General features: G+C 61.2%; 27 protein-coding genes and 2 pseudogenes. 13 read left to right on the top strand and 16 right to left on the bottom strand.

The genetic code is table 11. The features are described from left to right. The 5 genes from C493_RS19375 to C493_RS19360 form a co-directional block, all read right to left on the bottom strand. A partial coding sequence (locus C493_RS19375; RefSeq protein ID WP_049889519.1) for an IS1595 family transposase occupies window positions 1–708 on the bottom strand: 708 nt, incomplete at its 3' end. A 101-nt stretch (window positions 709–809) separates the two neighbouring features. Continuing rightward, window positions 810–968 (bottom strand): hypothetical protein, encoded by a 159-nt coding sequence (locus C493_RS24320; protein WP_449289433.1) that lies wholly within the window; start codon window positions 966–968, stop codon window positions 810–812. A 169-nt stretch (window positions 969–1,137) separates the two neighbouring features. After that, complete coding sequence (locus tag C493_RS19370) at window positions 1,138–1,410, bottom strand: hypothetical protein (RefSeq protein WP_007261191.1); 273 nt, start codon at window positions 1,408–1,410, stop codon at window positions 1,138–1,140. A 13-nt stretch (window positions 1,411–1,423) separates the two neighbouring features. Next, entirely contained in the window at window positions 1,424–2,029 is a 606-nt protein-coding gene (locus C493_RS19365) for an OsmC family protein (RefSeq protein ID WP_007261190.1), read from the bottom strand. A 223-nt stretch (window positions 2,030–2,252) separates the two neighbouring features. Next, the gene (locus C493_RS19360) at window positions 2,253–3,062 is read right to left on the bottom strand and encodes a helix-turn-helix transcriptional regulator (protein WP_007261189.1); all 810 of its coding nucleotides are present in this window, start codon (window positions 3,060–3,062) and stop codon (window positions 2,253–2,255) included. Window positions 3,063–3,650: 588 nt separating this feature from the next. Here C493_RS19360 and C493_RS23960 point away from each other — a divergent pair. Further along, the gene (locus C493_RS23960) at window positions 3,651–4,052 is read left to right on the top strand and encodes a bacteriophage holin (protein WP_007261188.1); all 402 of its coding nucleotides are present in this window, start codon (window positions 3,651–3,653) and stop codon (window positions 4,050–4,052) included. Window positions 4,053–4,308: 256 nt separating this feature from the next. Then, a complete protein-coding gene (locus C493_RS19350) occupies window positions 4,309–5,169 on the top strand; it encodes an IS5 family transposase (protein ID WP_007261187.1) in 861 nt (286 codons plus the stop codon). Between the two features lie 238 nt (window positions 5,170–5,407). On the opposite strand, the pseudogene C493_RS19345 reads toward C493_RS19350, so the two are convergent. The 6 genes and pseudogenes from C493_RS19345 to C493_RS19320 all read right to left on the bottom strand — a co-directional run. Next, a pseudogene (locus tag C493_RS19345) lies at window positions 5,408–6,571 on the bottom strand (sensor histidine kinase); the annotation flags it as partial. Between the two features lie 234 nt (window positions 6,572–6,805). Next, window positions 6,806–7,471 (bottom strand): cytochrome c biogenesis protein CcdA, encoded by a 666-nt coding sequence (locus C493_RS19340; protein WP_007261185.1) that lies wholly within the window; start codon window positions 7,469–7,471, stop codon window positions 6,806–6,808. Between the two features lie 3 nt (window positions 7,472–7,474). Next, window positions 7,475–8,056 carry a TlpA family protein disulfide reductase gene (locus tag C493_RS19335; RefSeq protein ID WP_007261184.1) on the bottom strand — a complete coding sequence of 194 codons (582 nt, stop codon included), beginning with the start codon at window positions 8,054–8,056 and terminating at the stop codon, window positions 7,475–7,477. After that, window positions 8,057–8,764 (bottom strand): SCO family protein, encoded by a 708-nt coding sequence (locus tag C493_RS19330; RefSeq protein WP_007261183.1) that lies wholly within the window; start codon window positions 8,762–8,764, stop codon window positions 8,057–8,059. It abuts the gene before it with no gap. Between the two features lie 102 nt (window positions 8,765–8,866). Further along, window positions 8,867–9,133, bottom strand: a complete 267-nt coding sequence (locus C493_RS19325) for a DUF7521 family protein (RefSeq protein ID WP_007261182.1) — start codon at window positions 9,131–9,133, stop codon at window positions 8,867–8,869. Next, on the bottom strand, window positions 9,133–9,492 hold the full coding sequence (locus C493_RS19320) for an ArsR/SmtB family transcription factor (protein ID WP_007261181.1): 360 nt from the start codon (window positions 9,490–9,492) through the stop codon (window positions 9,133–9,135). The genes C493_RS19325 and C493_RS19320 overlap by 1 nt, the downstream gene beginning before the upstream one ends. 343 nt (window positions 9,493–9,835) lie before the next feature. On the opposite strand from C493_RS19320, the pseudogene C493_RS19315 reads away from it, so the two are divergent. The 3 genes and pseudogenes from C493_RS19315 to C493_RS19305 all read left to right on the top strand — a co-directional run. After that, a pseudogene (locus C493_RS19315) lies at window positions 9,836–10,303 on the top strand (RNA-guided endonuclease InsQ/TnpB family protein); the annotation flags it as partial. A gap of 205 nt (window positions 10,304–10,508) precedes the next feature. Beyond that, on the top strand, window positions 10,509–10,727 hold the full coding sequence (locus C493_RS22355) for a hypothetical protein (protein WP_007261179.1): 219 nt from the start codon (window positions 10,509–10,511) through the stop codon (window positions 10,725–10,727). Between the two features lie 282 nt (window positions 10,728–11,009). Next, window positions 11,010–12,731 (top strand): carbamoyltransferase family protein, encoded by a 1,722-nt coding sequence (locus C493_RS19305; protein WP_007261178.1) that lies wholly within the window; start codon window positions 11,010–11,012, stop codon window positions 12,729–12,731. 44 nt (window positions 12,732–12,775) lie between these two features. Here C493_RS19305 and C493_RS19300 read toward each other — a convergent pair whose 3' ends face one another. Continuing rightward, window positions 12,776–13,147 (bottom strand): thioredoxin family protein, encoded by a 372-nt coding sequence (locus C493_RS19300; RefSeq protein ID WP_007261177.1) that lies wholly within the window; start codon window positions 13,145–13,147, stop codon window positions 12,776–12,778. Window positions 13,148–13,258: 111 nt separating this feature from the next. Between C493_RS19300 and C493_RS19295 the strand changes: the two genes are divergently transcribed. After that, window positions 13,259–13,960: a DUF2270 domain-containing protein gene (locus C493_RS19295; RefSeq protein ID WP_007261176.1), complete on the top strand. Its 702-nt coding sequence runs from the start codon at window positions 13,259–13,261 to the stop codon at window positions 13,958–13,960. 6 nt (window positions 13,961–13,966) lie between these two features. Here the strand turns inward: C493_RS19295 and C493_RS19290 are convergent, their stop codons facing one another. After that, window positions 13,967–14,512, bottom strand: a complete 546-nt coding sequence (locus C493_RS19290; RefSeq protein ID WP_007261175.1) for a hypothetical protein — start codon at window positions 14,510–14,512, stop codon at window positions 13,967–13,969. After that, window positions 14,509–15,057 carry a hypothetical protein gene (locus C493_RS19285; protein ID WP_007261174.1) on the bottom strand — a complete coding sequence of 183 codons (549 nt, stop codon included), beginning with the start codon at window positions 15,055–15,057 and terminating at the stop codon, window positions 14,509–14,511. The genes C493_RS19290 and C493_RS19285 overlap by 4 nt, the downstream gene beginning before the upstream one ends. A 221-nt stretch (window positions 15,058–15,278) precedes the next feature. Between C493_RS19285 and C493_RS19280 the strand changes: the two genes are divergently transcribed. Beyond that, the gene (locus C493_RS19280; RefSeq protein ID WP_007261173.1) at window positions 15,279–16,010 is read left to right on the top strand and encodes a DsbA family protein; all 732 of its coding nucleotides are present in this window, start codon (window positions 15,279–15,281) and stop codon (window positions 16,008–16,010) included. 210 nt (window positions 16,011–16,220) lie between these two features. Continuing rightward, the gene (locus tag C493_RS19275; protein WP_007261172.1) at window positions 16,221–17,567 is read left to right on the top strand and encodes an FAD-dependent oxidoreductase; all 1,347 of its coding nucleotides are present in this window, start codon (window positions 16,221–16,223) and stop codon (window positions 17,565–17,567) included. Between the two features lie 243 nt (window positions 17,568–17,810). On the opposite strand, the gene C493_RS19270 is transcribed toward C493_RS19275, so the two are convergent. Beyond that, window positions 17,811–18,707, bottom strand: coding sequence for a hypothetical protein (locus tag C493_RS19270; protein ID WP_007261171.1), 897 nt, complete (start codon window positions 18,705–18,707; stop codon window positions 17,811–17,813). Between the two features lie 335 nt (window positions 18,708–19,042). After that, window positions 19,043–19,795, bottom strand: a complete 753-nt coding sequence (locus C493_RS19265; RefSeq protein ID WP_241430925.1) for a transposase — start codon at window positions 19,793–19,795, stop codon at window positions 19,043–19,045. A gap of 521 nt (window positions 19,796–20,316) precedes the next feature. Between C493_RS19265 and C493_RS19260 the strand changes: the two genes are divergently transcribed. From C493_RS19260 to C493_RS19240, 5 genes are all read left to right on the top strand, one after another. Then, window positions 20,317–20,562 (top strand): hypothetical protein, encoded by a 246-nt coding sequence (locus tag C493_RS19260; RefSeq protein WP_007261169.1) that lies wholly within the window; start codon window positions 20,317–20,319, stop codon window positions 20,560–20,562. An 85-nt stretch (window positions 20,563–20,647) separates the two neighbouring features. Beyond that, a complete protein-coding gene (locus C493_RS19255; RefSeq protein WP_007261168.1) occupies window positions 20,648–20,929 on the top strand; it encodes a helix-turn-helix domain-containing protein in 282 nt (93 codons plus the stop codon). Between the two features lie 136 nt (window positions 20,930–21,065). After that, on the top strand, window positions 21,066–21,308 hold the full coding sequence (locus C493_RS19250; RefSeq protein ID WP_007261167.1) for a hypothetical protein: 243 nt from the start codon (window positions 21,066–21,068) through the stop codon (window positions 21,306–21,308). Window positions 21,309–21,430: 122 nt separating this feature from the next. Continuing rightward, window positions 21,431–22,246 (top strand): helix-turn-helix transcriptional regulator, encoded by an 816-nt coding sequence (locus C493_RS19245; RefSeq protein ID WP_007261166.1) that lies wholly within the window; start codon window positions 21,431–21,433, stop codon window positions 22,244–22,246. 115 nt (window positions 22,247–22,361) lie between these two features. Next, window positions 22,362–23,189 (top strand): class I SAM-dependent methyltransferase, encoded by an 828-nt coding sequence (locus tag C493_RS19240; RefSeq protein ID WP_007261165.1) that lies wholly within the window; start codon window positions 22,362–22,364, stop codon window positions 23,187–23,189. The last annotated feature ends 91 nt before the right edge of the window (window positions 23,190–23,280 follow it).

The raw sequence follows: 23,280 nt of genomic DNA, 5'->3' as shown, positions 1-23,280 counted from the left end.
GTCTGCGTCGGCGTATTCGCCGTCGCCGTGGACGACGTATTCGCGGTCGAATGCGTCGTCCACGTCGAGTGGATCGTAGGCTCGAAATCCGTCAGTGTAGACGGTCAGTGGCTCCTTCTCGCGGTTTGCGAGAAGGAGCCGAACCGTCGATTCGTCGGCTGATTTCGCGGGGATCACGTATCGGTCGCCGGTGCCACGATCGACGATCGTGAACACCGGCGGTTTGTCCTGGTCGTACGATCCTCGCCCACGCGTTGACAGGCCACGCGAGCGCGACTCTTGGTCGCGCTCGCGGCCTTTCAGCCCCGCAGAAACGTAGACTTCGTCGATTTCGACAGGACCAACGAGGTCGAGCGAAGGCGCGTCGAGCGCCTTCGTGAAGCGCTCGACGCGCTGGTAGATCGTTTTGTATTGGACGTCGATCTCTAGCTGAAGTTGGCGAAGACTCGTGTTAAACCGGAGAAACGCGTAGATCGAGAATAGCCACTTTCTGAGCGCGACTTTCGAATGGGCGAAGATCGTGCCGGTCTTGTCGTTGAACGTGCGGTCGCAATTCTTACAGAGATAGCGCTGAAAGTGTCCATAGCTGCCGTTCTTGACCGTCAGGTCAGAACGGCAGCGAGGGCAAGTAACACCGTTACGCCAGCGAACCTGCGCCAACAGGTCCGCTGCGACCGATTCCGATCCAAACACATCTAGCGGAATCATGCCTAACGGACACCGCTGACGCGGTGTCCTTGCTCTCTTCGATTCCACAGCGACAGCTGAGCAGTATCAACAATCTCCTACAGAAGAGCGAACGTATTTAATTAGCAGTAGTAGACCCAGAAGATATGCCCGTCCAAGCATTCGATTTCCGTGTAGTCGCCGAATGCACGTCTGTATGGGCTGACTTTCAGTTTCACGTCCGCTTCGGGGACTGGAACGTTACTGATTTCTCCACATTCCGGGCACGTCACTTCCCTCATTTTTGGTGTTTGCATCTTTATATCACCCCAACGAGAGACGCTACGACACGAAACGTTAGATAGTTATCTTCTGCAATTTCTGCAGCCGCTGACGGCCATGCAGACAATGATCAGGCGGCACTCGATGCAAGCGTGAAACCAACTAGTGTGGTATCACAGATATATTGAATCAACGTAACCGACGCAGAGATGAATACAGCAACCGATCGAGGACGTCTTCGCGCGAGTTGGGTTCCGCCATCTCGAAGTAGTACCCGACCCCTGCGAACGAGTTGATCGCTTCGTCGGGAACGTCGGTGAGCGTGTCCGAATCGTATCCGAGCCGTTCGGCGAGTTCACGGCCCGTCTCGAAGTGGAACTCCGCGTCGGCGGACTCCGCCACGTCGCGGTACATCGATTTAACTTCGCGTTCGAGTTTGTCCGTGTCGAATGATTCGCTCATTACGGAACACCTGTTAGTCGTCGCCTGCCACCTCAGCAGGAGTGTTGATGGTCGTATCGACGTCTTGAGCGAGGGGGACGAATGTGTAGACTGGCGCCCGTCGTGCCCACTCATCGATGAGGTCTCTGTCGAGATCCTGCCCGTCGATCTCGATCTCCGCGGTCACGTTCTCGAAGACGGTGTCGGACTCGGCGATTTCCTCGAGGCCGAAGAGGACTGCCGGATCAAACTCGGTCCGCACGCGAGTTTGGAGATGGTCGATGTCAACACCGTTAGCGACGGCGTTGATGGTGATCCCGACGTTGATACAGGCGGACAGCGCGGACAGCGCGGCTTCGATTGGTTCCATCCGGTCGGTCGCGCCGACCCAGCCACCAGCGTCCAGTACTTCTTTCCAGCCGCCGTAGGGAAGCGTGTACTCGCGTGTTTCGCGGGCGATCGTTTTCCCTCCGAGTTCGTAACTGTCGATCTTCGCCAGGCTGTGTGCGGCCGTCCCTTCGTACGTCGCTGACGCCCCGAGGCCAAGTTTGACTTCTTCAGGGTGTTCTGCTGCGTGCTCGGCAAACTCTTCGAGTGTGTCGAGGTCTATTCCGTGGGTGACTCGCTTCCTATTTACCATTGTTCTTCACTCCATCCCTGCAAGCGAGAGTATGAAGCCGAGGCTGTTGTAGCTATTTTGTGCCATTTCGGCAGGTACAGCCATGCTTTGCAACTGCTGAAGAAGCGTCAACCGGTGCGATTCAGAAACCGGTGTGATGTGAACTTTCCTTTTGGACTGTTCTGGTCAACAGTAGAAACGAGCGATCTGGCACGAGAGCTCACATGCTTACGTCGGTGAATCGCTATCCGACGATCTGTTGGTATTCGAGTGGTCGAGACTCGGTTTTGTATGTGGTGTACACCGACTCTGCCCACTCCTGTGCCGCCGGTGTGTCGGTGTCGATTAACACCTCCACTCCTGCGGTGTCGGGATCGTAGTCGTTCACAGCGACTCGATCGTCGAAGAAACTGAGGCCGTAAGGAGGCACATCGTCGTGGACGAGTGGATTCAGATTGCCGCTTTCGAGGATGTCAGAGCAGAGTTCGGGATACGTCGAGAGAACGTATCTGGCAGCGTTTGGTGGATCAATTATTTCAGCTTGCATTCCGTCGCGAAGCCGTTGACGGAACTCCTCCCGACAGGGTTCGAGCAAGGCGATGTCGACTCCGAGAAACCGGAACTGATCGGCATCCTGGAGCAACGACCTGAATCGTCCAATCGGACGGTACGGCGCGTCGTGGTCAGCGACAGTCACCGTCGTCTCCGAACTCATCTCGATAGTGAATTCGATCACATGGTTCGGAAGCAAGTGCCAAACGTCACGTAACTTCCGTTCGACTTCGACTCGTTCGAGCAGGTCCTCCATTCCGGAGGCAATACTCTCCCCCAGAGTCGTTGCGACGAACTGATATCCCTCTTTTCGGATCCAGTTCCGGTCCTCAAATTCGGTTAATGTCCGTCGTATTGTAGACGAGGAAACCCCGGTCAACTCGCAGAGTCCAGAGCGACTCTGCGGACGCTCTGTCAGCGCGACGAGCGTCGGGACGCGATGTTCGGACCGGGTTAAGTACGCGATGTCGCCGATCGGTGAGTCCCGCCTACGGTGTTCCATGTTAACTCGACTCTTAGCCGGAGTACGCCAACAACTGTGAAAACGATTGGGGGCAGACCACGTGACTACCGATACTCGATTCGCCGAGCTACCTATTGAATACCCACAAACCGGGTACAGCTGGCGATATTCAATATTACCTCGGCAAAGACCTGCCAGGGCCAAACATTCCGTTTCAGCATCTCCGCGGGCGACAGTGACTGAAAAAACCTCCTAGCAGCCACTTGCAACACCGTCGCAAACTGGGCCAAACTTCATGCGACGTTCGCGCCCTGTATTCAGCAGAGACTGAACGTTCTACTCAGATTCTGTCAGAAACTCCGTGCTGAATCCAGAGGATGAGTACAGCAGAGCGACTTTGTTTCGTTCACCAGACAGAGGGTGAATCCATCGGCAATCTCCGTACAGGGAATGAAGATTTGTCTCTATGGCTATCGAATGAGTCGTTTGATTCATACTGACTGGACTATGGGAAAATCGGCGTATCGAGTGTTACGGGTGCCGATGACCAGTTCTACGTGTAGTAATTCTCACAGCGCTAGGACTACCCTGGTGTATTTTTGTTGAAGGAGACGACCTCTCGGTAGGATGAGCGACTCACAGTCCTCGGTCCAAGAACAGACCCGTGCTCCCTCAGCCGAAGCCATGGAGACCACAGGGAAGGTAGATGCCGGTGCGCTCGGCCTCTCGGCAGGTATCATCTGGGGNCAGACCCGTGCTCCCTCAGCCGAAGCCATGGAGACCACAGGGAAGGTAGATGCCGGTGCGCTCGGCCTCTCGGCAGGTATCATCTGGGGTGCAGTGGTTGCTTTCCTGGAACTGGCAGCTGGGACAAAATACGGAGAACGCTGGCGACTGTTGCTTGCGGACCTCTACCCGGGATACAGCCATGAGCCTGGGGATCTCGTTTGGGGAACAGTTCTGGGCTTCATCGATGCATACATCCTCGGGTACCTGTTTGGGAGACTTTACAACCGATTGGCGGAGTGAAATGTAATTCTTATCACCTTATCTGTACCGTCCAATTTGGCAGTTGATAATGCTGAACCTAACGAACTCGTATTAGCGCAAGACTCGCGCTGTGAATTCAGCAGAGGCTGAACGCTTTACTCAGATTCTGTTAGTAACTGCGTGCTGTATGCAGAGGTTGGGCCTTGTTTAGACGCTCAAACGTTAGCACTGTAGAGCCGATCGAACTCGTATCGCCGTGCTAGTAGCTCGGAGAAAATACCAAATCTACTAGGAAGTGAAGCGGGACGGATTCGTTGTGCACACGAAGACCTCCCGCTTCATAGAGAGGGTTGTGTCGCTCGCTCAAAAAGCCGTCGTTGGCCAGCCAGCTCCGGCTTACCGTCCGGGAGAAGAAGGCTACGCTGACTGGGTGATTCTCGCCGTTCAGGGGTTGAAGGAGTATTTCGGCCATCCGTACCGGAAGCTGATGGACGTCCTCCGCGAGATGCCAGGAGTAACGAAATCACTCGGATTGACGCCTGAAACGGTTCCACACTTCTCGACGGTGTGTACGCGAAAGCAGGAGATTCCGATGAAGCGGTGGCGAGCGATCCTTGATCAGTCCGTTGAGCTGTATGATCTCGGTGATGTGCAGGCGATCGACGCAACCGGTGTCGATCGCGTCCAGGCCAGCCAGCACTACGCAAAACGGACGGACTATACGTTTGAGGCGGTGAAGACGACGCTGCTTATCGATTGTGAAACCAGTACGATTCTCGATATACACTGCTCGATGAAACAACCGCACGATACACAAGTCGGCTGGCAGGTGTTAGTGCGGAATCTCGACGACTTGGCGACTGTCGTTGCCGATAAGGGCTACGACTGGGAAGAGATTCGCACGAGGTTGCGTGCAGAAAGTATCACGCCGCTGATTCCGCAGCGAGACCCTGGAATGCGGGGGTGGGCGATGAATTTACTCATCAAGGATCGGGCGTATCACCAGCGATCGAACGCTGAATCGGTGTTTTTCGGACTCCGACGCAGATACGGCGATACGCTCTGGTCGAGAACCTGGTTCGGTCAATTCCGTGAACTTGTCATGAAATCCGCCGTCCGCAACATCGAACGCGCAATAGAGGACTCTCACCCGTGAAATCACGCGTTCAAACAAGGCCGAGAGCATGAGTGCAGTACGACGACTCTATTTGTTTCACGCCGAGTTCGGTGAACCATCTGCTCACTACACGTGCTCATTGATTTATGTCGACACCGATGCGTCTGAGTGTCTAGGCTAATTCCCGCCAGAAGCAATACAGCGCGGCTCGCTGAAGGCTCAGGGCCGCTCGAGCGAACTGCAAGCGGATCGTCTTGCCGGGTAGACCGGCTTCGCCTCAGCTGTCGTCCTGATCGGGACCGTCTGCAGCTGGTAACGTAAATGAGAACGTCGTCCCCTCACCGGGTTCAGACTCGACCCGGATGTCGCCGCCGACAGACTCACTCCGCGAGTCTGTCGAGCACGAACTCGCTTCGCTCGCTCGAACGCCGTGGCGCTCGACGATCCGTTCACAGAGTGCGAGACCGATTCCCGTCCCGCCGTGGTCCTCGCGGCTGTGCAGCCGTTCAAACACCTCGAAGATCCGCTCCTGGTCTTCCGGATCGATGCCGATTCCCTCGTCACTGACGGAGACGACCCACTCGCTCCCGCGCCGTTCGGCGTCGATCCGAACCCGCGGCGACTCGTCGCCGCTGTACTCGATGGCGTTCTCAAGCAGGTTCTGGAACAGCTGTCGGAGTTGGCTGGCGTCGCCCTCGACGCGGGGCAGCGTCTCCGTCGTAATCTCGGCGTCGCTCTCTTCGATCCGTACTTGCAGGTTGTCCAGTGTCTCGTCGAGGACGGTCTCCAGTGTGACAGGTTCGAGCGGCTCGCCGCGCGTGTCGATTCGGGAGTACGTGAGCAGCCCGTCGATCATCTCGCGCATCCGGTCGGCGCCGTCGACGGCGAACTCGATGAACTCCTCGGCATCTTCGTCGAGCTCGTCCGCGTACCGCTGTTCGAGCAACTGGAGGTAGCTCGTGACCATCCGGAGCGGTTCCTGCAGATCGTGGGAGGCGGCGTAGGCGAACTGCTCTAAGCGCACGTTCGACTCCTCGAGTTTGCGCCGATACTCTCGGCGTTCGGTGATATCGGTGAGCGTCACGACTGCTCGCGTTAGGTTTCCACGCTCGTCACGGACCGACCTTCCGTGCTCCATGATGATTCGCCGTTCGCCGTCGAACGCCTCAATCTCGTAGACGTTCGGGTCTGTCACCTCCTCACCGCGGAGTACCTGCGCCATTGTCCACTCTTCCGGCTCGACCGGTTCGCCCGTGTCTGCCCACACTGCGTCGTACTTCTCGTAGTCGGCGACGGATTCAGCGTCGAAGACGTCACCGCCCCAGATCTCCTTTGCAACATCGTTCGCTCTGCGGAGCGATCCGTCCGCGTTCGCGACCACGGCACCGACGGGCAGCACCTCAAACAGCGTCTCGAGCTGGTTCGTGGTCTTTTGCAGTTCCTACTCGGCTTGCTCGTCGTCGGTTCCGGACTCGTAGCGTACGCTGCGGGCACACTCGCGGCAGTCGAACGACTCGAACGCGCCCCTCTCAAACCACGGCACCTCGTCTGCAACAGACGATCGATACTAACGAAACTGCACCGTGCGTTCGCTCCCGTACTGTTCGCACTCGCACCGATCGTTTGGCAGAGAACCGGAGCGGTAGAAGACGACCGATCGATGGCACTTCCGTCGTCAGTAGACGACGAGAGCCAGGTACAGTTGGCCGATTCCGGCGGCGATCATCACTGCGCCGGCGAGGCGCGTTAGTGTCCCCGAGTAGGCGGCCAATCGCCCTGCACTCGCGAGCAGCCCCATTCCGGTCGCGACAGTCACTGCGATCATTAGTAGTACGACACTTCCGACGTACGTCACCAATACGAGCGCCGCTGCGTCGGCTGGCAGTGACAGCGCGCGGGCGACCACGGCGAGGAAGACGGGGGCGACACATCCAGCCGCGGCGAGCGCGTATCCCGCGCCGAAGACTCCGAATCCAAGCACGCTCGAGCGCCGAGCCGGGAGCGGAACCGATAGCGACGGTGCCCGGCCGAGAAAGACGAGCAAACCGAAACCCACCAGAAATCCGCCGACGAGCGACTCGAAGACGGTGAGCTGTGACACCGTCGAATGCCCGAGCCAGAACGTCGCTCCCAGAAGAATCGCAAGCGTTCCCAGCGCGCCGATGCCGGCGAGCCCGCCTCGGAGGAGTGCGCCGCCGAGCGACGCGTCGTCTCCCTCCGTCTGACTAACGTAGAAGCCGACGTAGCCCGGTAGTAACGGATACGCACACGGACTGAAGAAGGTCGCCAGGCCTGCAGTGAGCGCGAACCCGAGCGTCGAGAGGAGCGCAGCGTCGAGCATCGATTACGTCTCCGTCTCAGCCTCGAGCGCCCGTTCGATCCCCGCGACGAGTTCGTCTGCGGTTTTCACGCCGGAGTCTGCCCACTGCACGCGCCCGGTCGAATCGATCGCGACGGCGGAAGGATACCCGCCGGCGAGATAGCGCGCAGTCAGTTCGGCGGTCGGATCGAGGCCGAGCAGCCAATCGCCGTCGTGTTCGTCCCACCAGTCGACCAGTTCGTCCTCGGTGATGGACGAGCCGACTGCCTCGCTGGTGACCGAGAGAAACAGCACGTCTGCACCGACTCGGTCGTTGGCCTCGGCTAATGCGGGCATCTGTTCGACACACGGCGGACACCACGTGCCGAAGAAATCGACGAACGTCGCTCGGTCGCCTGTCGGTACCCGAACTTCACCGCCCTCGCTACCCGGTGCTTCGACCGTTTTTATCTCGATCGGATCGTCAGCCGTCGAGTCCGTCCCGTCCGGCGCTGTTTTCTCGTCGCCGTCGGCTTCGAACGACGGGACCCCGCGAACCGCCAGCACCCCACCGCCGCCGACGACGCCCAGGCTACCGACGCCCGCGAGCACGTCTCGTCGTCGCATCTACGCCGTCACCACCGTTTCGAACTCTTCGACCACCTGCGACGGATCGACGGTCGCCCCGTTTGGGTACACCCGTTCGATGAGCCCTAGTTCGTTGACGAGGAAGATGTAGTTGTAGTGAGGGAACATGTACTCGAGGGTGTCGTACTCGTCGGCGTCTCGCTTCTCGAGGGGCAGTCCGAACTCGCCGGTGAGGCTCTCTTTTGCCTCCTCGTACCGCTCCGGGCGCAGGAAGTGCCAGTTTCCGGCGTCGAGATCGACGCCCTGTTCGCCGGCGTGCGCTCGTAACTCGTCTTCGGTGTCGCGTTCGGGATCGAACGTCATCGCGAGGAACGCGGCGTCGTCGTATCCCTCTTCGGCAGCGACCTCCTGCGCTCGTCGCAACCGCAAGAGGAGCGCGGGACACGCGCCGTCCGGACACGACGTGTAGAAGAACGTCAGTAGCGTCGTTCGTTCTCCCTCGAACTGCTCGGTCGAAACGGTCTCTCCGGTCAACGGATCGGGAAACTCGATCGTTGGAAGTTCCTCGCCGTAGCTCGGGTGCGAGGCCTCGCTCAAATCCTGCTCCGGCGGCCCGAGCGTGACGCCGTCTGCGTGTGCTCGGTCGGACTCGTCGTCACCCGACGAGAGTGAATCGAGACAGCCTGCGGTGGCGACGATACCCATACTCGAGGCGACGACCGATCGGCAGTAGAGACGCCGGTTCATAGAGTCGTGTTTCGCCCCGGTCCATAAACCCCATCCGGCGATTCCCTGGGTCGGAAAATATGGGGGTCAGACGGACTGAAAATAATTTCGATGACGACCGATTCACTGCTTTACCAGCGAGAAGAGAATGAGTACCATCCCGCTCGAGACGACGATCGCCTGGACGAGCGCCGCGGACGCGATCGTTGTGCCGAACAGTTGGTAGATGAGTCCCTCGCAGACCGCGCCGACGCCGATGAAGACGAACCCGCCGGAGACGTACAACATCGGCGTCTGGCCGCTCCGGCGGTAGCCGTGGTACGCGAGATACGAGACGACGAGACTCAATACGAGCGTGACTCCCTTCGAGAGCAGAAACGGCACTTCCATCAGTCCTTCCCCCGGAGATTGCTCCACAGCGACGTGAAGCTGTCCGCGAGCTCGTCGCGCGTTTCGACCGTCAGCGAGAGCGTACCGTCGCTGATTTCGACGTGAAGCGCCTCCAGCGACGTTTCGAATTCGCTCCGGTGAGAGCCGTCGGAGTCGACGGTGTGGTGTTCCTCGATGAGGTCGTGTTCTTGCAGCGCCGAGACTCGCCGGTAGATCGTCGTCAGCGAGGCGTCGCACTCCTCGCTGAGCGTTTTCGCCGTCTTCGGTCCGTGATCCGCGGCGAGGAGGATCTTCCGTGCGTACTCGTCCGCGAGAAGCTGAAAAATGTCCCCCGAGTCCGCGGCGCCTCCGTGTTGCACACGGTACTGTCCGTCGATCACCGTCAAATAGGCCACGGTTTGCTGGTTCAGCAAATCACCGAGAGCGTCTTGTACTCGTCCCTGCGATTGTGCCGGCGACGTATCCGAACCGTCTCGTCGAGTCTCGTGATACCCAGCGACTCACCGTCATGGTTATTTGTAACCGTCTGGGATACCCCTGGCTATGGCTCCGACAGCCGAACGACGGTGTCACCTTCTGTTCGGTCTCTCGTTAGTACTCCTGACGATCGGGATCGGATACTGTGTGATCGTCGGAACGTGTCTGGCCGATTTCGTGGTCGTCATCGCGGGCCTTTTCGTCGGTTGGGTGGCGCTGTTTTACTTCCAGCAGAAGCTGACGACGTGGCTCGTCCGTGAGTATGATGCCGTGTTTGTCGAGGATTTAGACGTGAAACCGATGCTTGAGGAGTCGCACAACGCTCGGAACAAGCAGGATGCCGCGTGGCGGCAGTTCATCACGATACTCGAATACAAGGCAGAGTTGTACGGAGTCCACGTTGTGCAAGTTGAACCTCACGGGATGACGAAGGAATGTGCGTCGTGTGGCGTTGAAACCAAGAAACCGATTTGGGTACGAGAGCATTCGTGTCCGTCGTGCGGGTTTGAGTGTGACCGTGACGCGAATGCGGCGTTGAATGTCTTGCAACGAGGCTTTTCTAAACTAGGGCTGGGATGGCCCGAATCTACGCCTGTGGAGACTGCGCTCCCTACGGACACCCGTGTGGTGTCTGCAAAGCACGTCATCGAAACAGGAAGCCCCACCCTCAACGAAGCGAAGGCGTTAGCCTGAGCGAAGTAGGGTGGGGTAGTTCACTGTCTCGGCAACGCTACCTTCCGGGGATGACTGCGGATCGAGTGTCGGTGCCTCCGATCGAACGAGACCGTGCGATCAGCGTGGTGCCGTTTCGGTTAGAATCGTCGGCTCCGTAATCGTTCGTTCGAAGCCGCCACGAGTTCCAGAACGTATATCGGTACAGCCGGAATATCGTTTCCTAATGGACTCGAAGACTGCGTCGCGGCGTTCGCTATTCGGCCTCGCAGGCGCAGCGAGCCTCTGCTGTCTCGCGCTCGCACCCGGCGCGGTCGGCCTGGCGGGCGGCGGCGCTGCGGCCGGGCTGGGTGCCGGCCTAAGTCAGATCGCCGTAACCGTACTGACGCTCGCGCTACTCGGCTTCGTCGTGCGATGGCGGACCGGCTGTTCGAACTGCGACTGATCGCGACGGTCCGAGTCGTCGTCTCGCGGAGTAACGACCGTCTGGCCGCACGACGGTTCGGCATCGTAGCCGCTGCGCGTCGCTGCGTATCCGATCACTCGCTAGTTTATATTCTTTCGTCGACAGTGTGTGGTGTTGGTGTGGGGAGATACATCACACAACGTTCGTCCGGTCCGGCGTTTTCGCACGTGGGTAAATAGCCAACGATTTGCTGGTTCAGCAAAACCCCACCGGAGATTTATCCGCTTTCGAACGTCGTTCGAAGCGGAGACGTTCTCGAATATGACAGACTATCGACTTTCGTTGAAACCTGCGATCGGGCTTTACGGGCAACACGATCCGAGTGCCGTTCTTTTCGAAGACGCGACTCCCGTTTTCGGGGTCGAGGAGGAGCGGTACACGCGGTCCAAACACGCGACGGAAACCTTTCCCGAGCGAGCGATCGAGGCCTGTCTCGATTCTCGCGATCTGGCCCTCTCAGATATCGATCGCGTTCTACTTCCGTACGATCCGAGTCTTCGGAGCGAACTCACGTCTCACTACGTCACCGACGCGCTTCGTGTCCCCGGGCTGGGACGGAAGATTTCCGCACTCGAGAACACGATCGTCAGCCAGGCGCGCGCCCGGTTCGTCCCGACGCGACGGATCGAGAACCGACTCGAGTCGATCGGGTCGCCGGTGCCGCCGATCGAGACGATCGCTCACCACCGCTGTCACGCGGCGAGCGCGTTCCATCCGTCCGGATTCGACGAGGGGGTCGTCCTCACCGTCGACGCGAAAGGCGAGTACGATTCGACTGTCGTCTGGCGCGCCGACGAGGACGGACTCACGCGTGCGTACACGTACGAGCATCCCAACAGCCTCGGACTCTTTTTCGCGGTCGTCACGGAGTACCTCGGGTATCGAATGTTCAACGGCGAGGGAAAGGTGATGGGGCTCGCCCCCTACGGCGACGATAATCCGGAGATCGAACGAACCCTGCGAGAGCTGATCGACACCGGCGCCGACTACGACGTTACCGATCTGACGAAGCGGTGGGGCACCGGCCACGGCGTCGCCCGGCTCGAGGACGTCTTCGATCGGCCGCGAAACGAGACGCCGGGCGAGTTCGACCAGTGGGAGACGGACCTCGCGCACACGGCACAGAAACTGCTCGAGGAGACAGTAGTCGACATCGCCGAGTCCGCGGTCGAGCAACTGGGAACGTCGAACGTGGCCCTCGCCGGCGGCGTGGCGCTCAACTGCAAACTGAACAAGCGCATCCGCGAGTCGCCGCTGGTCGACGACGTCTTCGTTCAGCCGGTCGCTCACGACGCGGGCCTCGCGCTCGGTGCGGGCTGGTCCCAGCAACGGCCGGCCGAGGTCGACCAACAAACGACCGCCTACCTCGGTCCCGAGTACGAGACCGACGAGATCAAATCGCTGCTCGAAACCAACAAGATCGCGTACACGGAACCCGACGACCTCGAACGGTACGTCGCCGAACGCCTCGCGGACGGCAAACTCGTCGGCTGGTTCCAGGGCCGCATGGAGATGGGGCCGCGAGCGCTCGGCGCCCGGAGCATCCTCGCCGATCCGCGCACCGAAGACTCTCGAGATCGGGTCAATCGGTTCGTCAAACACCGCGAGGAGTGGCGACCGTTCGCGCCGTCGATGCTCGAATCCGCCGCCGCCGACTACTTGATCGACGGCGGTCCGGCGCCGTTCATGATCGACGCGTACGACGTCGATCCCGAGAAGACCGACGACCTCGAGGCCGTCCTCCACCCGGCCGACGACTCGACTCGCCCCCAGACCGTCCGCGAGGATCAGCACCCCCGTTATCACCGCCTTATCTCCGAATTCGACGATATTGCGGGCGTGCCGGTCGTCCTTAATACTTCGTTCAACGATCACGCCGAACCGATCGTCCGAACGCCGACGCACGCTATCAAAGACTTCTACGGCATGGGACTCGACGTCCTCGCTATCGAGGACGTCGTCGTCGAGAAAACCGAGACCTGATCCCGCTCATCGGGGGCGATCGCACCGTTTTCCCATCCCGCCGGTTACTCTTCGGCGCGCGTCTCGAGGATATCGACGATCGGTTCGGCGCGCTGGAATCCGTCGTCGAGTCGGTCGACCGCCTCACCGTCTTTCAGGACGACGAACGTCGGAACGCGTCGCACGGCGAACTCGTCGGCGAGCTCCGGAACGAGCCCGGCGTTCACCGTCGCTACCGCACCCGGCGCGCTCCGCGCGACGGAACCGAGCACCGGCTCCATGGACGCACAGATGCCACATCCGGACGTGACGAACTCGAGGAGCACGAGCTCGTGGGCCTCGAGTAGCGCCTCGTACTCGGCTACACTCTCCAGTTGAACCGGCGTCTGCGGTGCGTTCCCGTCGCCACCCGCTTTTTCGTGTTCCACGTCGCTCATTACCCACACTACGTACCGAGAGCATTTGAATATTGCGCAATAAAAACAACACTACTTCTGGTCCCCGGACCACCGTTATTTTGCGCTACTTGCTGAAGGGAGAAGAGATCGATGAGCGACGATACCGACACCGAGCGCGCGACGACCGATCCCGGACGCGAGCTGGGCCAGGACACGTCGGAGTTGAGTCCGATCCTCGGCGACGCCTATCGCGGGGAGTTGGACCGCGAAACGACCTGGCGCTCGCGTCTCGACCAGACGACGACGTGGAGCGTCACGCTCATGGCTGCGATCCTCACGTGGGCGTTCTCGAGCCCCGACAATCCGCACTACATCGTCCTCGTCGGCGTACTGACCGTCGGCTTATTCTGCTGGATCGAGTCCCGACGCTATCGCGACTACGACGTCTACCGGTCGCGCGTTCGCCTATTCCAGCAGGATCTGTTCGCGAACGCGCTCGATCCGTCGCTGGACGTCGAGCACCGCGAGTGGCGAACCGAACTGGGGGAGGACTACCGACACCCGACGTACAAAATCACGATGTTCGAGGCCGTTTCGAACCGGCTTCGACGCATCTACTTCGCGCTGTTGCTCGTCCTCGGTCTCGCGTGGCTCTTTCGCGTCACGGCGTTCGTTCCGGACGCTTCCCTCCCCGCCGCCGCGGCGGTCGGCACGGTCTCCGGAGTCGTCGTCCTCGCCGTCGTCGGGGCGTTCTACGCGACGTTGTTCGCGGTCATGCTCTGGCCGCACGAACGCGAGGCTAAAGGGGAGTTTCGCGACGTCGAGGCCGGCGAGTGGAAGGATGCGGAGTGATCGCGCTCACGCCCGCGACGCACACGTCGGACACGTTCGACTGTGGCGAAGATAGATCAACCCTGCAAGCAACGCGACCGAGACCGCACCGAGCAGGGGCCGCAGCGGATCGAAGTACGTCATGAGCGCGGACGAACCGAACAGCGCCAGGAGGACGGCGTTACAGATCGGACAGCTGACCGCCAGGAATCCCCCGATCAGACCACTGAACGCCAGTCGGTCCGTGGTGGTCTCGTCGTCGTTCTCGTCGGTGCGATGAGCGTGGTCGTGCTCGCCGTGTCCGTCTCGGTCGACGGGATCGCGCTGCGGGTCGCTGCCACCGCGGACGTCGGTCGCCAGCCGCTGGGCGACGTAGACGCCCGCCAGAAGCGCGGTCAGAGTGAGAAACAGGTAATCGAAGCCCGTCCGTGGAACCATCCGGACGAAAAGCGGATTCGGAACGAGTCCGGTGACGAGACCGAACAGGGCGAACACGCCCGTCGACGTGATGGCTCCCCAGACGACGGCCCGTCGGTTCGCGCCGAGTGACCGGAGGTGTTCTCTTCTCGTCATTGCGATCCCTCCAGCGAGACGACACACCGTTCGGGATGGCCCGCTCGTCCGAGAAAGAACAGCAAGAGCGCGAGACCGCCGACCTGGAGGAGCGTGCCGTCGAACGGCAGCAGCGTCAGCCCGCCGGCGAACCCGAGGAAGGCGAGCAGACCCGCCCCGCAGCTCGCACAGCCGGACGCGACGAGTCCCGGGAGGACGCCGGACACGCTCGTCGCACCCGAGAGGCCGATGAGCCGGAGCTGTGCGACGGCGTTGACGACGGCGACGCCGGTCAGGAGCGCGTAGGAGACGATAATCCCGAGCCCCGTGGCGCCGTCGGTCAGGTAGACGGATTCCGTCAGCGAGACGAGAACGTAATCGAACCAGTGGAGTCCGTCGCCGAGCATCTGGAGCGCAAACTCCGGCATCGTACTCAGGATCAACAGGGTGTAGGTACCGAACGTGACGAGGACGAAACCGATCGTCCCGCGCCAGGACTCGAACGGATACCGTATCGCGTCCGAAAGGTTCCGCCCGAATTTGCCGATCCAGTCGTGCCGGTTCATGGACACCCCGTCCAGTTCGCAGACGGACACGGACGTCCCGCGACGCGTTTCGAGGACGGCCAGTCCACGACACCTCTTCGCCCCAGATCGAGTGTGCTCGAGGCCACGGATAGGTGTCCCGTCGCACGATTCCCACAAAGGTGCGTCTCCGTTTTGCTGACCCAGCAAATCGACGCGCCGGTTACGTGGTGGCGATGTGAACGTGGAATCGAGTTTCCCGAATGCCACTCGATCAGACGACCCGTCGCGCCGTGCTCGCCGGTTCGACCCTCGCGCTCGGTGGCGGCGGTGTCTACTATCTCTCCCGCTCGGACGATGACGACGACGGTAGCTCCCTCTCGCCGACGATGCACGCCAGCGAGGAGACGTCGGATCTCGACGTCGACCTGGCGGGAAAACCGATCATGGGCGATCCGGACGCACCGCTCGAGATCTACTACTGGACCGACTTCCAGTGTCCGATCTGCGAACAGTTCGAGCGGGAGACGCTCCCCGACCTCGTCTCGGAGTACGTCGAGTCGGGGGAGGTACGACTCGTCTTCGTCGTGTTGCCCTTCTTCGGGGCGGACTCGATGACCGCCGCCGTCGCCTCGAAGTGCGTCTGGGAACAGGTCCGCGAGTCGGACCCGTCGACGTACTGGGACTGGCACGCTGCGGTTTTCGCCGAACAGGGCGAACGGAATTCGGGGTGGGCCAGTACCGACAACCTCCTCGAGATCACCGCATCGGTTCCGGACGTCGACGCCGACGAACTCGAGGCGTGTCTCGAGGACGACCGCCCGTCGCTCGAGGAGTCGGTCGACGCCGACGCGGAGCAGGCGCGGTCGTTCGACATTCGCGGAACGCCGACCTTCGTCGTCTTCGACCCGGAAACCGAGGCCGCCGGGACGCTGATCGGAGCCCAGCCACCGGAGCGGTTCTCGGACGCGATCGAGCAGATCCGAACGGCGTAACTCGAGGGGTTCGCGTTGGTATCTCGCACCGGGATCGCGTTGGTATCTCGCGACGACGGGTGTGCCCCGATCGATGGCGACTCAGCGACCGCGGATACCGCCGGTGTTTTGTCCGTCTCGTCGACGCTCGATTCTGACGACCGAGGCGATATTGTACAGTATTGGGAAGTACTAGAAGTTCTTTAAGCGTCCCCATCCTATGGTCTGCGTATGACAGAGACGTTCGTCGTCATCGGCGGTGACGCGGCGGGAATGAGCGCTGCGAGCAAGGCGAAACGAGAGAACCCGGAGCTGGACGTCGTCGTCTTCGAGAAAGGGGAGTGGGTCTCGTACGCGGCCTGCGGGATGCCGTATTACGTGAAGGGTGCGGTCGACGAACTGGACGACCTCGTCACCGTCACGCCCGAGGAGTTCCGGACCGAGCGAGACGTCGACCTGCGCACGGGCGAAGAAGTCGTCGACGTCGACCCGAACGCTGCGGTGGTAACGGTCGACACCGGCGATGAAACCTACGAGCAATCGTACGACGACCTCCTGATCGGAACCGGTGCGAGTGCGATCGAACCGCCGTTCGACGGGCTCGACCTCGACGGCGTCTTCACCATCCACGATATGGACGAAGCCGACGCCATCGAGAACTACGTCGCGCACCACGATCCCGAAACCGCCGCGATCGTCGGCGGCGGGTACGTCGGGGTCGAGATGGCCGAGGCGCTATCTGCCCACGGGGTCGACGTCCACCTCTACGAGATGCTGCCCCACGTCCTGCAGCCGTTCGGCGAGGCGGTCGCTTCGGTCGTCGAGGAGCACCTGCGCGAGCAGGGGATCGAACTGCACCTCGAGACGGCCGTCTCCGGGTTCCGCGGCGCCGATCGCGTCGACGGCGTCGACCTCGAAGACGAGACCGTCGCCGCCGATATCGCGATCGTCGGCGTCGGCGTGAGCCCGAACGTCGACCTCGCCGCGGAGGCCGGTGTCGACCGCGGTCCGACGGGTGCGATCGCGACGGACGAGTACGGTCGGACGAACGTCGAGAACGTCTACGCGGCCGGCGACTGTGCGGAGGCGCGCCACGTCGTGACCGGCGAGCCGGACCACGTCCCGCTCGCGTTGACCGCGAACCGTGCGGGGCGAGCGATCGGGCAGACGGTCACCGGCGAGCCGACGCCCGTCGGCGACATCGCGGGAACCGCGATCGTGAAAGCGTTCGACCTCGGGGCCGCTCGAACGGGGATCGTCGACGAGGAGCGAGCACGGGAGGCCGGCTTCGACCCCGTTTCGGTGACGATTTCGGCGTCGTCGCGCGCCCACTACTACCCAGACGGCGCGGAGCTGACGGTGACGCTGATCGCTGACCGCGAGAGCGAAACGGTTCTCGGGGGTACCATCGTCGGCCGCGAAGGCGCCAAGCGGATCGATACGCTCGCGACGGCGCTACACGCCGGACTGACCGTCTCCGAACTGCAGAATGCGGACCTGGCGTACGCGCCGCCGTTCAGCCCCGTCTGGGATCCGATCCTTACCGCGGCGAAGGTCCTCGGCGGCAACCTCGAGTGAGGCGGCTCGATCGTGGCCGCGTCTCGTTCGTTTGTCCGTCGAACGTCTCTCGTTCGCTCCGGTGACACCTGACGTCTTCGGTGCACGCTCTCGGCCCGTCTCCGGCTCGGGACCGACGACGACCGATCGAGCGACGGACGCACAGGTACCGAAACCGGCGGACGACCGCGATCGCACGGCGTTCGTGTCAGGTGTAGAGCGTACGCTCCCTCTCAGGGTGCTGTGAGACGTCCGGGGACGGCGTCACCCGTCGACGCCACCTGTCGCCGGGGCGTTCTCCGTCGTCGCTCCCGGTGTTTCGCCGGGGATTTCCGCGTCCGTTCGCAACAGGACGCGTCGTTCGGTGTACTCGAGGCCGTTTTTGTGCTGTCGGGTTCGCTCGATCGCGAGCCGGTGCTTCGAGAGGTCGCGTATCGCATCGATCGTTCTGGAGACGAGCTTCTTCGCGTAGCTCTCGCTGATCCCGGACTCTTGCCGGCGGATCCAGTGTTTCATGTCGCTCGCCGTGACGTATTCGCGGACGTCGACGCTGCCGCTCCGCCACGGATCGTCGCCGACGCCGGGATCGGTGCGAGCCTTCCAGAGCTTCGCGGCGAGTCGCGAGGGCAGCGCGGACGTGGTCGCGTGGAGCATGTCGTCGTCCATCCTCGCGAGTTGCTGGATCGGGAGCAGATCGCCGTGGGCCAGCGCGACCCCGCCGCCGCGCTCGAGCGGGTCGTCGCTCTCGGGGAGTCGGAGGTGCCGTCTGCCGTCGTCCTTGCTGATCCGCTCGAGGCGGCCGTCGGCGACGTCGATCGCGTGTTCGTCGACGTTCGCGTCGAGCAGATGCGCGCCCTTCTCGAGTTCGCGGGCCTGGAGCTCGCCGACGCGAGCCTTGTTCGCGTCGAGTTTCTTCTCGTGGGCGTCCAGTCGCGCCTCGATCGGCCGTCGGGCGTCCTCGAGTTCGTCGACGCGATCCTCGAGGCGGTCGTTTGCTTCCCGGGTGCGTTCGAGATCGGACTCGAGGCGCTCGAGACGGTCGTCTTTCCGTTCGAGGGTCGACTCGAGCGTCGCGATCTGTTCGCGTAGCGACTCGAGTTCGGCGGCCAGCGCTCGGACGGTCGATGCGTTCGGGTCGGTGTGGTCGGGGTGCGTGGTCATGTGTTCGGGGGCTATCGGTGAGGGTGGGTACGGGGTGGTTGAGACGTCGATACAGCCGGCGCTCTGCGGTCACGCGGACGGGTGTGGAGGCGGGCGAAGCGTGTGTCTGGGCGGCGAGCGGCGCGTCGCCTGGGGCGCGGGCGATCGGTTGCGAACGCACGCGCGGCTATCCGCGGCGACTCGTGGTTCCGCGGCCGCTTGTGGTTCTGCCACGACTCACGGTCTCGAGGGAACTCGTCACTCCGAGAGGAGTCGTGGCTTCGAGGGCTCTCCCAACGCCGAGTCGACTCGTAGACCCTCGGCTCCCGGCTCGAGCGTCGCCCTGCAGTCGGCGGTCACGCATCCTCCTGTGGCGACTGTGGTGACCGCGGAGGCTGCTGCAGCTCTGGATCTTGTGACTGTTGGTGCTGTGGCGACCCGCCGTCTGCGGCGAGCGCTGAGTGCTCTTCCGTCGGCCCCGAGCGCGACGGTCGGTACGCACACCGCCGCCCGGGGTAGTACCGCTGGGCGAGCACCTTCGCGGCGTTGTAATCCGCGTCGGCCCAGTCGACGTGACAGTCCGAGTTGGTGCAGCGAAACGTCTCGCCCAGCGGGCGTTCGCCGATGACGCCGCAGGCGTGACACTCCTGGGAGGAGTACGCTTCGGGCACCGTCGCAACCTCGAGGCCGTACTCGGCGGCGACCGCTCGCAGGCGCAGGTGGGCCGTCGGGAGCAGCCACGCCGTACCGCGGTGTGCGTCGGGGTCGGTCAGCCACGCCCAGAGATCCGGCTGATAGTGGTTGTCCTCGGTGACCAGCACGGGCCGGTCGTACGCGCTCGCGTACTCGCAGATCTCGTGTGCGGCGTCCGTCAGTCGCTCGAGAAGCGCCTCGCGACGGTGCTCGACGTACGCGACGATCGTCTCGCGGTCGCACTCGCTGCCGAGCAACGCGGCGACCTGCTCGCGGAACTCGTCGAGGCGCGCACAGTACTCGTTGCCGCGGATCGGGTAGACGCCGTTCCAGTCCGGCATCCGCGCCGGGCAGGCGGTGTACAGATTGTACTCGCCGAGGTCGACGCCGATCGCAGTGCGCTCGGCGTTACGCATCGGGATCACCTGGGGAGGGTGTGGGCTCGGGAACGAAGCGGATCGCGTCGTCGCCGACGATGGTTGCGTCGTGAGTACTATTGTGGTGGTTCGGTGTGGGGAACTGTTCGGACGGACGGGTGAGGAGCCGTCGATCTCTCGTCTGTGTGTTCGCAGTGTGACGCGGGGACGCTTTTTGCGCGTCGTCACGGATCGCGAACTGAACGTGGTGGGCAGCCGATACGTCTGACTCGTGAGCCCTACAGTTATGGGCTCGGAGGCTGTCTTTTCGCATGGGTTGTTTACCCCCTGTAGGGGATGACCCGCCCCGGCGTGTGGCAGCACGTCGGACCTTTTAGGCCCGAAAGGGCAGGTCACTACTCTTGTTACACTGTGGTATACTAATACTTTACTGTGAGTTCTACAGTACTTCTATGCATGGATATCGTATATTTATACAATTAGACTTTGTAATCTTCATCGATACTACTATGAGTTCCACAGTAGCACCCATGAACGTGGTACGACAGCGAGCCGAGTGGATGCGTCCAGTTGACGAGAAAATACTCGAGACAATGCGCGATGAGGGGAATATGACTCCCAGCGCCCTCGAGCAACTGGACGTAACAGTCGCCAACTACGCGAGCAACCGTCTCTCGAAGATGGCCGACTACGGACTTGTCGAGCGTGTCGCCCAGGGTCTCTATCGAATTACTGACGATGGGGAAGCATTTCTTAATGAGGAGTTAGATGCGAGCGAACTCGAATCAGTCGAAGATATCGACTGAGGACCGCTGTTTTAGTTATTGTTCATCAATAGTTCCTAACACAACGCTACCAATAGTATCATGTATTCCCTCCGCTTCGAATTCGATGATGCTACTGCAGCTCCCAACAGACCGACTAATCCTCGAGGAGTTGCAAGACGGACGGAATCTCGGCGCAAACATTGCTGACGAGATCGACCGCCACAAAAAGACCGCCACAAAGCGGCTCAACCAGCTCGAAGACTACGGCCTCGTTCGAAATATCGGACGCGGTGTCTACGAGATTACTCCTCGAGGCGAAATCGCACTCGCTCATATCGATGAATACGACCGAGAATCGGATCAGCTCGAAGCACTCATCGAATCTGAGATCGAATCAACTGAGTAGCGGCGATCAATCCTGTCCTTCTATCACTATATACATGGGATCTCTAATAATACATATGGTTAATTATACTAAAATAGAGAATTTTATGGGTGTAACAGTGAATACTGAACCTAAGATGCGACAGCCCGCGGATTGGATGGTACCCAGTGATGATCGGATACTTGAGTTGCTTCGAGAGGAAGGGAATCTCACGCCGCAAGCTGTCGAGGACTTCGGGGGCCCCGTCTCCGGACACGCGAGTGACCGACTTCCACTGTTAGCTACGTACGGTCTCGTCACGAAGATCTCGAGAGGGCTCTATCGAATCACTGACACGGGGGTCGCATATCTCGACGAGGAACTGGATGCGAGCGAACTCGAGCCAGTTGAAAAATCGTAAGAATAGTTTCGACACGAGCCATTTTATAGCGCTGTGGAAACCGGAGGCTCTCTGGCACGGGAAGGGACACCGACGAGAGTTCCGGCATATACGACTATGGTGTGTCAACCTGTACCACTACCATGGATGCGACACCTGACGATATCGAGTTCCTCGTCAGTTCGGACCATCGCGTGGGGGTACTCGAGGCGTTGGCGAGGGATCCCTGTACCCGGGACGAACTGCGTACCGCGACGGGGGCGTCGTCTCCGACCATGGGTCGAATCCTCTCGGACTTCCAGGAGCGGCATTGGATCGACCGAGATGGGCAGACGTACCGGCTGACCGGTCTCGGTGAGTTCGTTGCGAGTCGGTTCGAGGAATTCAAGAGCGCGATGGCGTATCAACGGCGGCTGTGCGAGATCTGGCCCTGGCTCCCCCACGAGATCGACGGCTTCAGCGTCGAGTTGTTCACTGACGTCGTGGTTTCCAGGCCGGGGCCCGGATATCCCTACAAACCGATCGAACGGCTCACTGATCTCATCACGACGGCGGGAACGATGCGCGGGTTCGGCATGGCACTGCTCAAGTCGGGGAACCTCGAGCCGTTTTTCGACCACGTCCTGGAGGGCCTGGAGTGTGAGTACATCTATCCGCCCGCCGTTTTCGAGGATCTCCTCTCGTGGGACGAAGAAACGGTGATGAAGACGGCGCGGCGCGCCAACTACACGGTCTTACTGCACGATGGCCTCCCGCTCGACGACCGATGCGGTATCTGCGTCTTCGACGACCGAGTCAGCATCTGTTGTTACGACACGGAGACGGGGGCGTTACAGTTACTCGTTGACACCGGGAGCGACGAGATGCGGACGTGGGCGGCGTCGTATTACGAGCAGTTCCGAGATGAAGCGCGACCGCTCGAGGGCGAAACTGAATTGCTCTCGAGCGAATCGATCTAGTAACGGCGCCCGCCGCTTCGGATTTCCCTCGCCACCGACGCTTTCACGGCGTGAAATATTTCACTAGACAGGTATACTTCTGCTCGCGGCGTACCCGCATTCGTGGTGTGTGCCCATGAGTGACCGGACACGTCAACCGGCCGGCTGGCAGGTCGAACAGAGTGCGTCCGAGGCCTACGAGCAGTATCTCGTGCCGGCGATTTTCGCGCCGTGGACGGATCGGCTGCTCGAGACCGCCGAGATACGGGAGGGAGATCGAGTTCTGGACGTCGCCTGCGGGACCGGCGTCGTGGCGCGTCGGGCCGCACCTCGAGTCGGTACCGGCGGGTCCGTCGTCGGACTCGATATCAACGACGGGATGCTCGCGGTGGCGGCGGAAACCGCCGCTGACCTCCAGCCGTCGATCGAGTGGCGACGGGGCGACGCGACTGACCTTCCGTTCTCCGACGAACGGTTCGACGTCGTCTGCTGTCAACAGGCCCTCCAGTTCTTCGACGATCCTGGTGTGGCAGTCGGGGAGATGCGTCGGGTTCTCACGCCGGGCGGGAGTGTGGCGCTGAGCGTTTGGCGACCGATCGACTATCAACCTGCGTACGTCGTGTTAGCCGACGCCCTAGACCGGCACGTCGGTGACGAAGCTGGGACGATGATGCGCTCCCCGTTCCCTGAGTGGGACGGTGAAGACCTCCAGACACTCGTCCGGGATGCAGGGTTCGACGACGTATCAGTTACCGTCGAGATCGGTTCGGTGCGCTATCCGTCGGTCGAAGAGTTCGTTCGCCGCGAGGCGGCTAGCTCACCGCTGGCCGAACCGATTGCAGCCGTCGAGAGCGCGGTACGGGACGACCTGATTCGAGAGGTTGCGGACGCGTTACACGGATACAGTGACGACGACGGAATCGTCTCGCCGATGGAATCGTATGTTATTACCGCAGATCGGTAGCAGCGCAGACGGTGTCGACGAGTTCACTAGCTTTCGCTCATTTCATTAGATACTACTGGTTCTTCACAGTTCCTAACTCATATCGGACCCC

The sequence above is a fragment of the Natronolimnohabitans innermongolicus JCM 12255 genome (assembly GCF_000337215.1).
Taxonomy (GTDB): domain Archaea; phylum Halobacteriota; class Halobacteria; order Halobacteriales; family Natrialbaceae; genus Natronolimnohabitans; species Natronolimnohabitans innermongolicus.
This window is presented reverse-complemented; position numbering and strand designations above follow the sequence as displayed.

What these genes read in the sequence shown, in the direction of transcription:
- C493_RS19290 (WP_007261175.1), bottom strand. Translation starts at nt 14,512, where the DNA reads ATGACGAGAAGAGAACACCTCCGGTCACTCGGCGCGAACCGACGGGCC.
- C493_RS19365 (WP_007261190.1), bottom strand. Translation starts at nt 2,029, where the DNA reads ATGGTAAATAGGAAGCGAGTCACCCACGGAATAGACCTCGACACACTC.
- C493_RS19370 (WP_007261191.1), bottom strand. Translation starts at nt 1,410, where the DNA reads ATGAGCGAATCATTCGACACGGACAAACTCGAACGCGAAGTTAAATCG.
- C493_RS19300 (WP_007261177.1), bottom strand. Translation starts at nt 13,147, where the DNA reads ATGAGCGACGTGGAACACGAAAAAGCGGGTGGCGACGGGAACGCACCG.
- C493_RS19250 (WP_007261167.1), top strand. Translation starts at nt 21,066, where the DNA reads ATGGTACCCAGTGATGATCGGATACTTGAGTTGCTTCGAGAGGAAGGG.
- C493_RS19240 (WP_007261165.1), top strand. Translation starts at nt 22,362, where the DNA reads ATGAGTGACCGGACACGTCAACCGGCCGGCTGGCAGGTCGAACAGAGT.
- C493_RS22355 (WP_007261179.1), top strand. Translation starts at nt 10,509, where the DNA reads ATGGACTCGAAGACTGCGTCGCGGCGTTCGCTATTCGGCCTCGCAGGC.
- C493_RS24320 (WP_449289433.1), bottom strand. Translation starts at nt 968, where the DNA reads ATGAGGGAAGTGACGTGCCCGGAATGTGGAGAAATCAGTAACGTTCCA.
- C493_RS19260 (WP_007261169.1), top strand. Translation starts at nt 20,317, where the DNA reads ATGCGTCCAGTTGACGAGAAAATACTCGAGACAATGCGCGATGAGGGG.
- C493_RS19305 (WP_007261178.1), top strand. Translation starts at nt 11,010, where the DNA reads ATGACAGACTATCGACTTTCGTTGAAACCTGCGATCGGGCTTTACGGG.
- C493_RS19325 (WP_007261182.1), bottom strand. Translation starts at nt 9,133, where the DNA reads ATGGAAGTGCCGTTTCTGCTCTCGAAGGGAGTCACGCTCGTATTGAGT.
- C493_RS19275 (WP_007261172.1), top strand. Translation starts at nt 16,221, where the DNA reads ATGACAGAGACGTTCGTCGTCATCGGCGGTGACGCGGCGGGAATGAGC.
- C493_RS19335 (WP_007261184.1), bottom strand. Translation starts at nt 8,056, where the DNA reads ATGCGACGACGAGACGTGCTCGCGGGCGTCGGTAGCCTGGGCGTCGTC.
- C493_RS19360 (WP_007261189.1), bottom strand. Translation starts at nt 3,062, where the DNA reads ATGGAACACCGTAGGCGGGACTCACCGATCGGCGACATCGCGTACTTA.
- C493_RS19280 (WP_007261173.1), top strand. Translation starts at nt 15,279, where the DNA reads ATGCCACTCGATCAGACGACCCGTCGCGCCGTGCTCGCCGGTTCGACC.
- C493_RS19285 (WP_007261174.1), bottom strand. Translation starts at nt 15,057, where the DNA reads ATGAACCGGCACGACTGGATCGGCAAATTCGGGCGGAACCTTTCGGAC.
- C493_RS19295 (WP_007261176.1), top strand. Translation starts at nt 13,259, where the DNA reads ATGAGCGACGATACCGACACCGAGCGCGCGACGACCGATCCCGGACGC.
- C493_RS19270 (WP_007261171.1), bottom strand. Translation starts at nt 18,707, where the DNA reads ATGACCACGCACCCCGACCACACCGACCCGAACGCATCGACCGTCCGA.
- C493_RS19340 (WP_007261185.1), bottom strand. Translation starts at nt 7,471, where the DNA reads ATGCTCGACGCTGCGCTCCTCTCGACGCTCGGGTTCGCGCTCACTGCA.
- C493_RS19255 (WP_007261168.1), top strand. Translation starts at nt 20,648, where the DNA reads ATGATGCTACTGCAGCTCCCAACAGACCGACTAATCCTCGAGGAGTTG.
- C493_RS19330 (WP_007261183.1), bottom strand. Translation starts at nt 8,764, where the DNA reads ATGAACCGGCGTCTCTACTGCCGATCGGTCGTCGCCTCGAGTATGGGT.
- C493_RS19245 (WP_007261166.1), top strand. Translation starts at nt 21,431, where the DNA reads ATGGATGCGACACCTGACGATATCGAGTTCCTCGTCAGTTCGGACCAT.
- C493_RS19265 (WP_241430925.1), bottom strand. Translation starts at nt 19,795, where the DNA reads ATGCGTAACGCCGAGCGCACTGCGATCGGCGTCGACCTCGGCGAGTAC.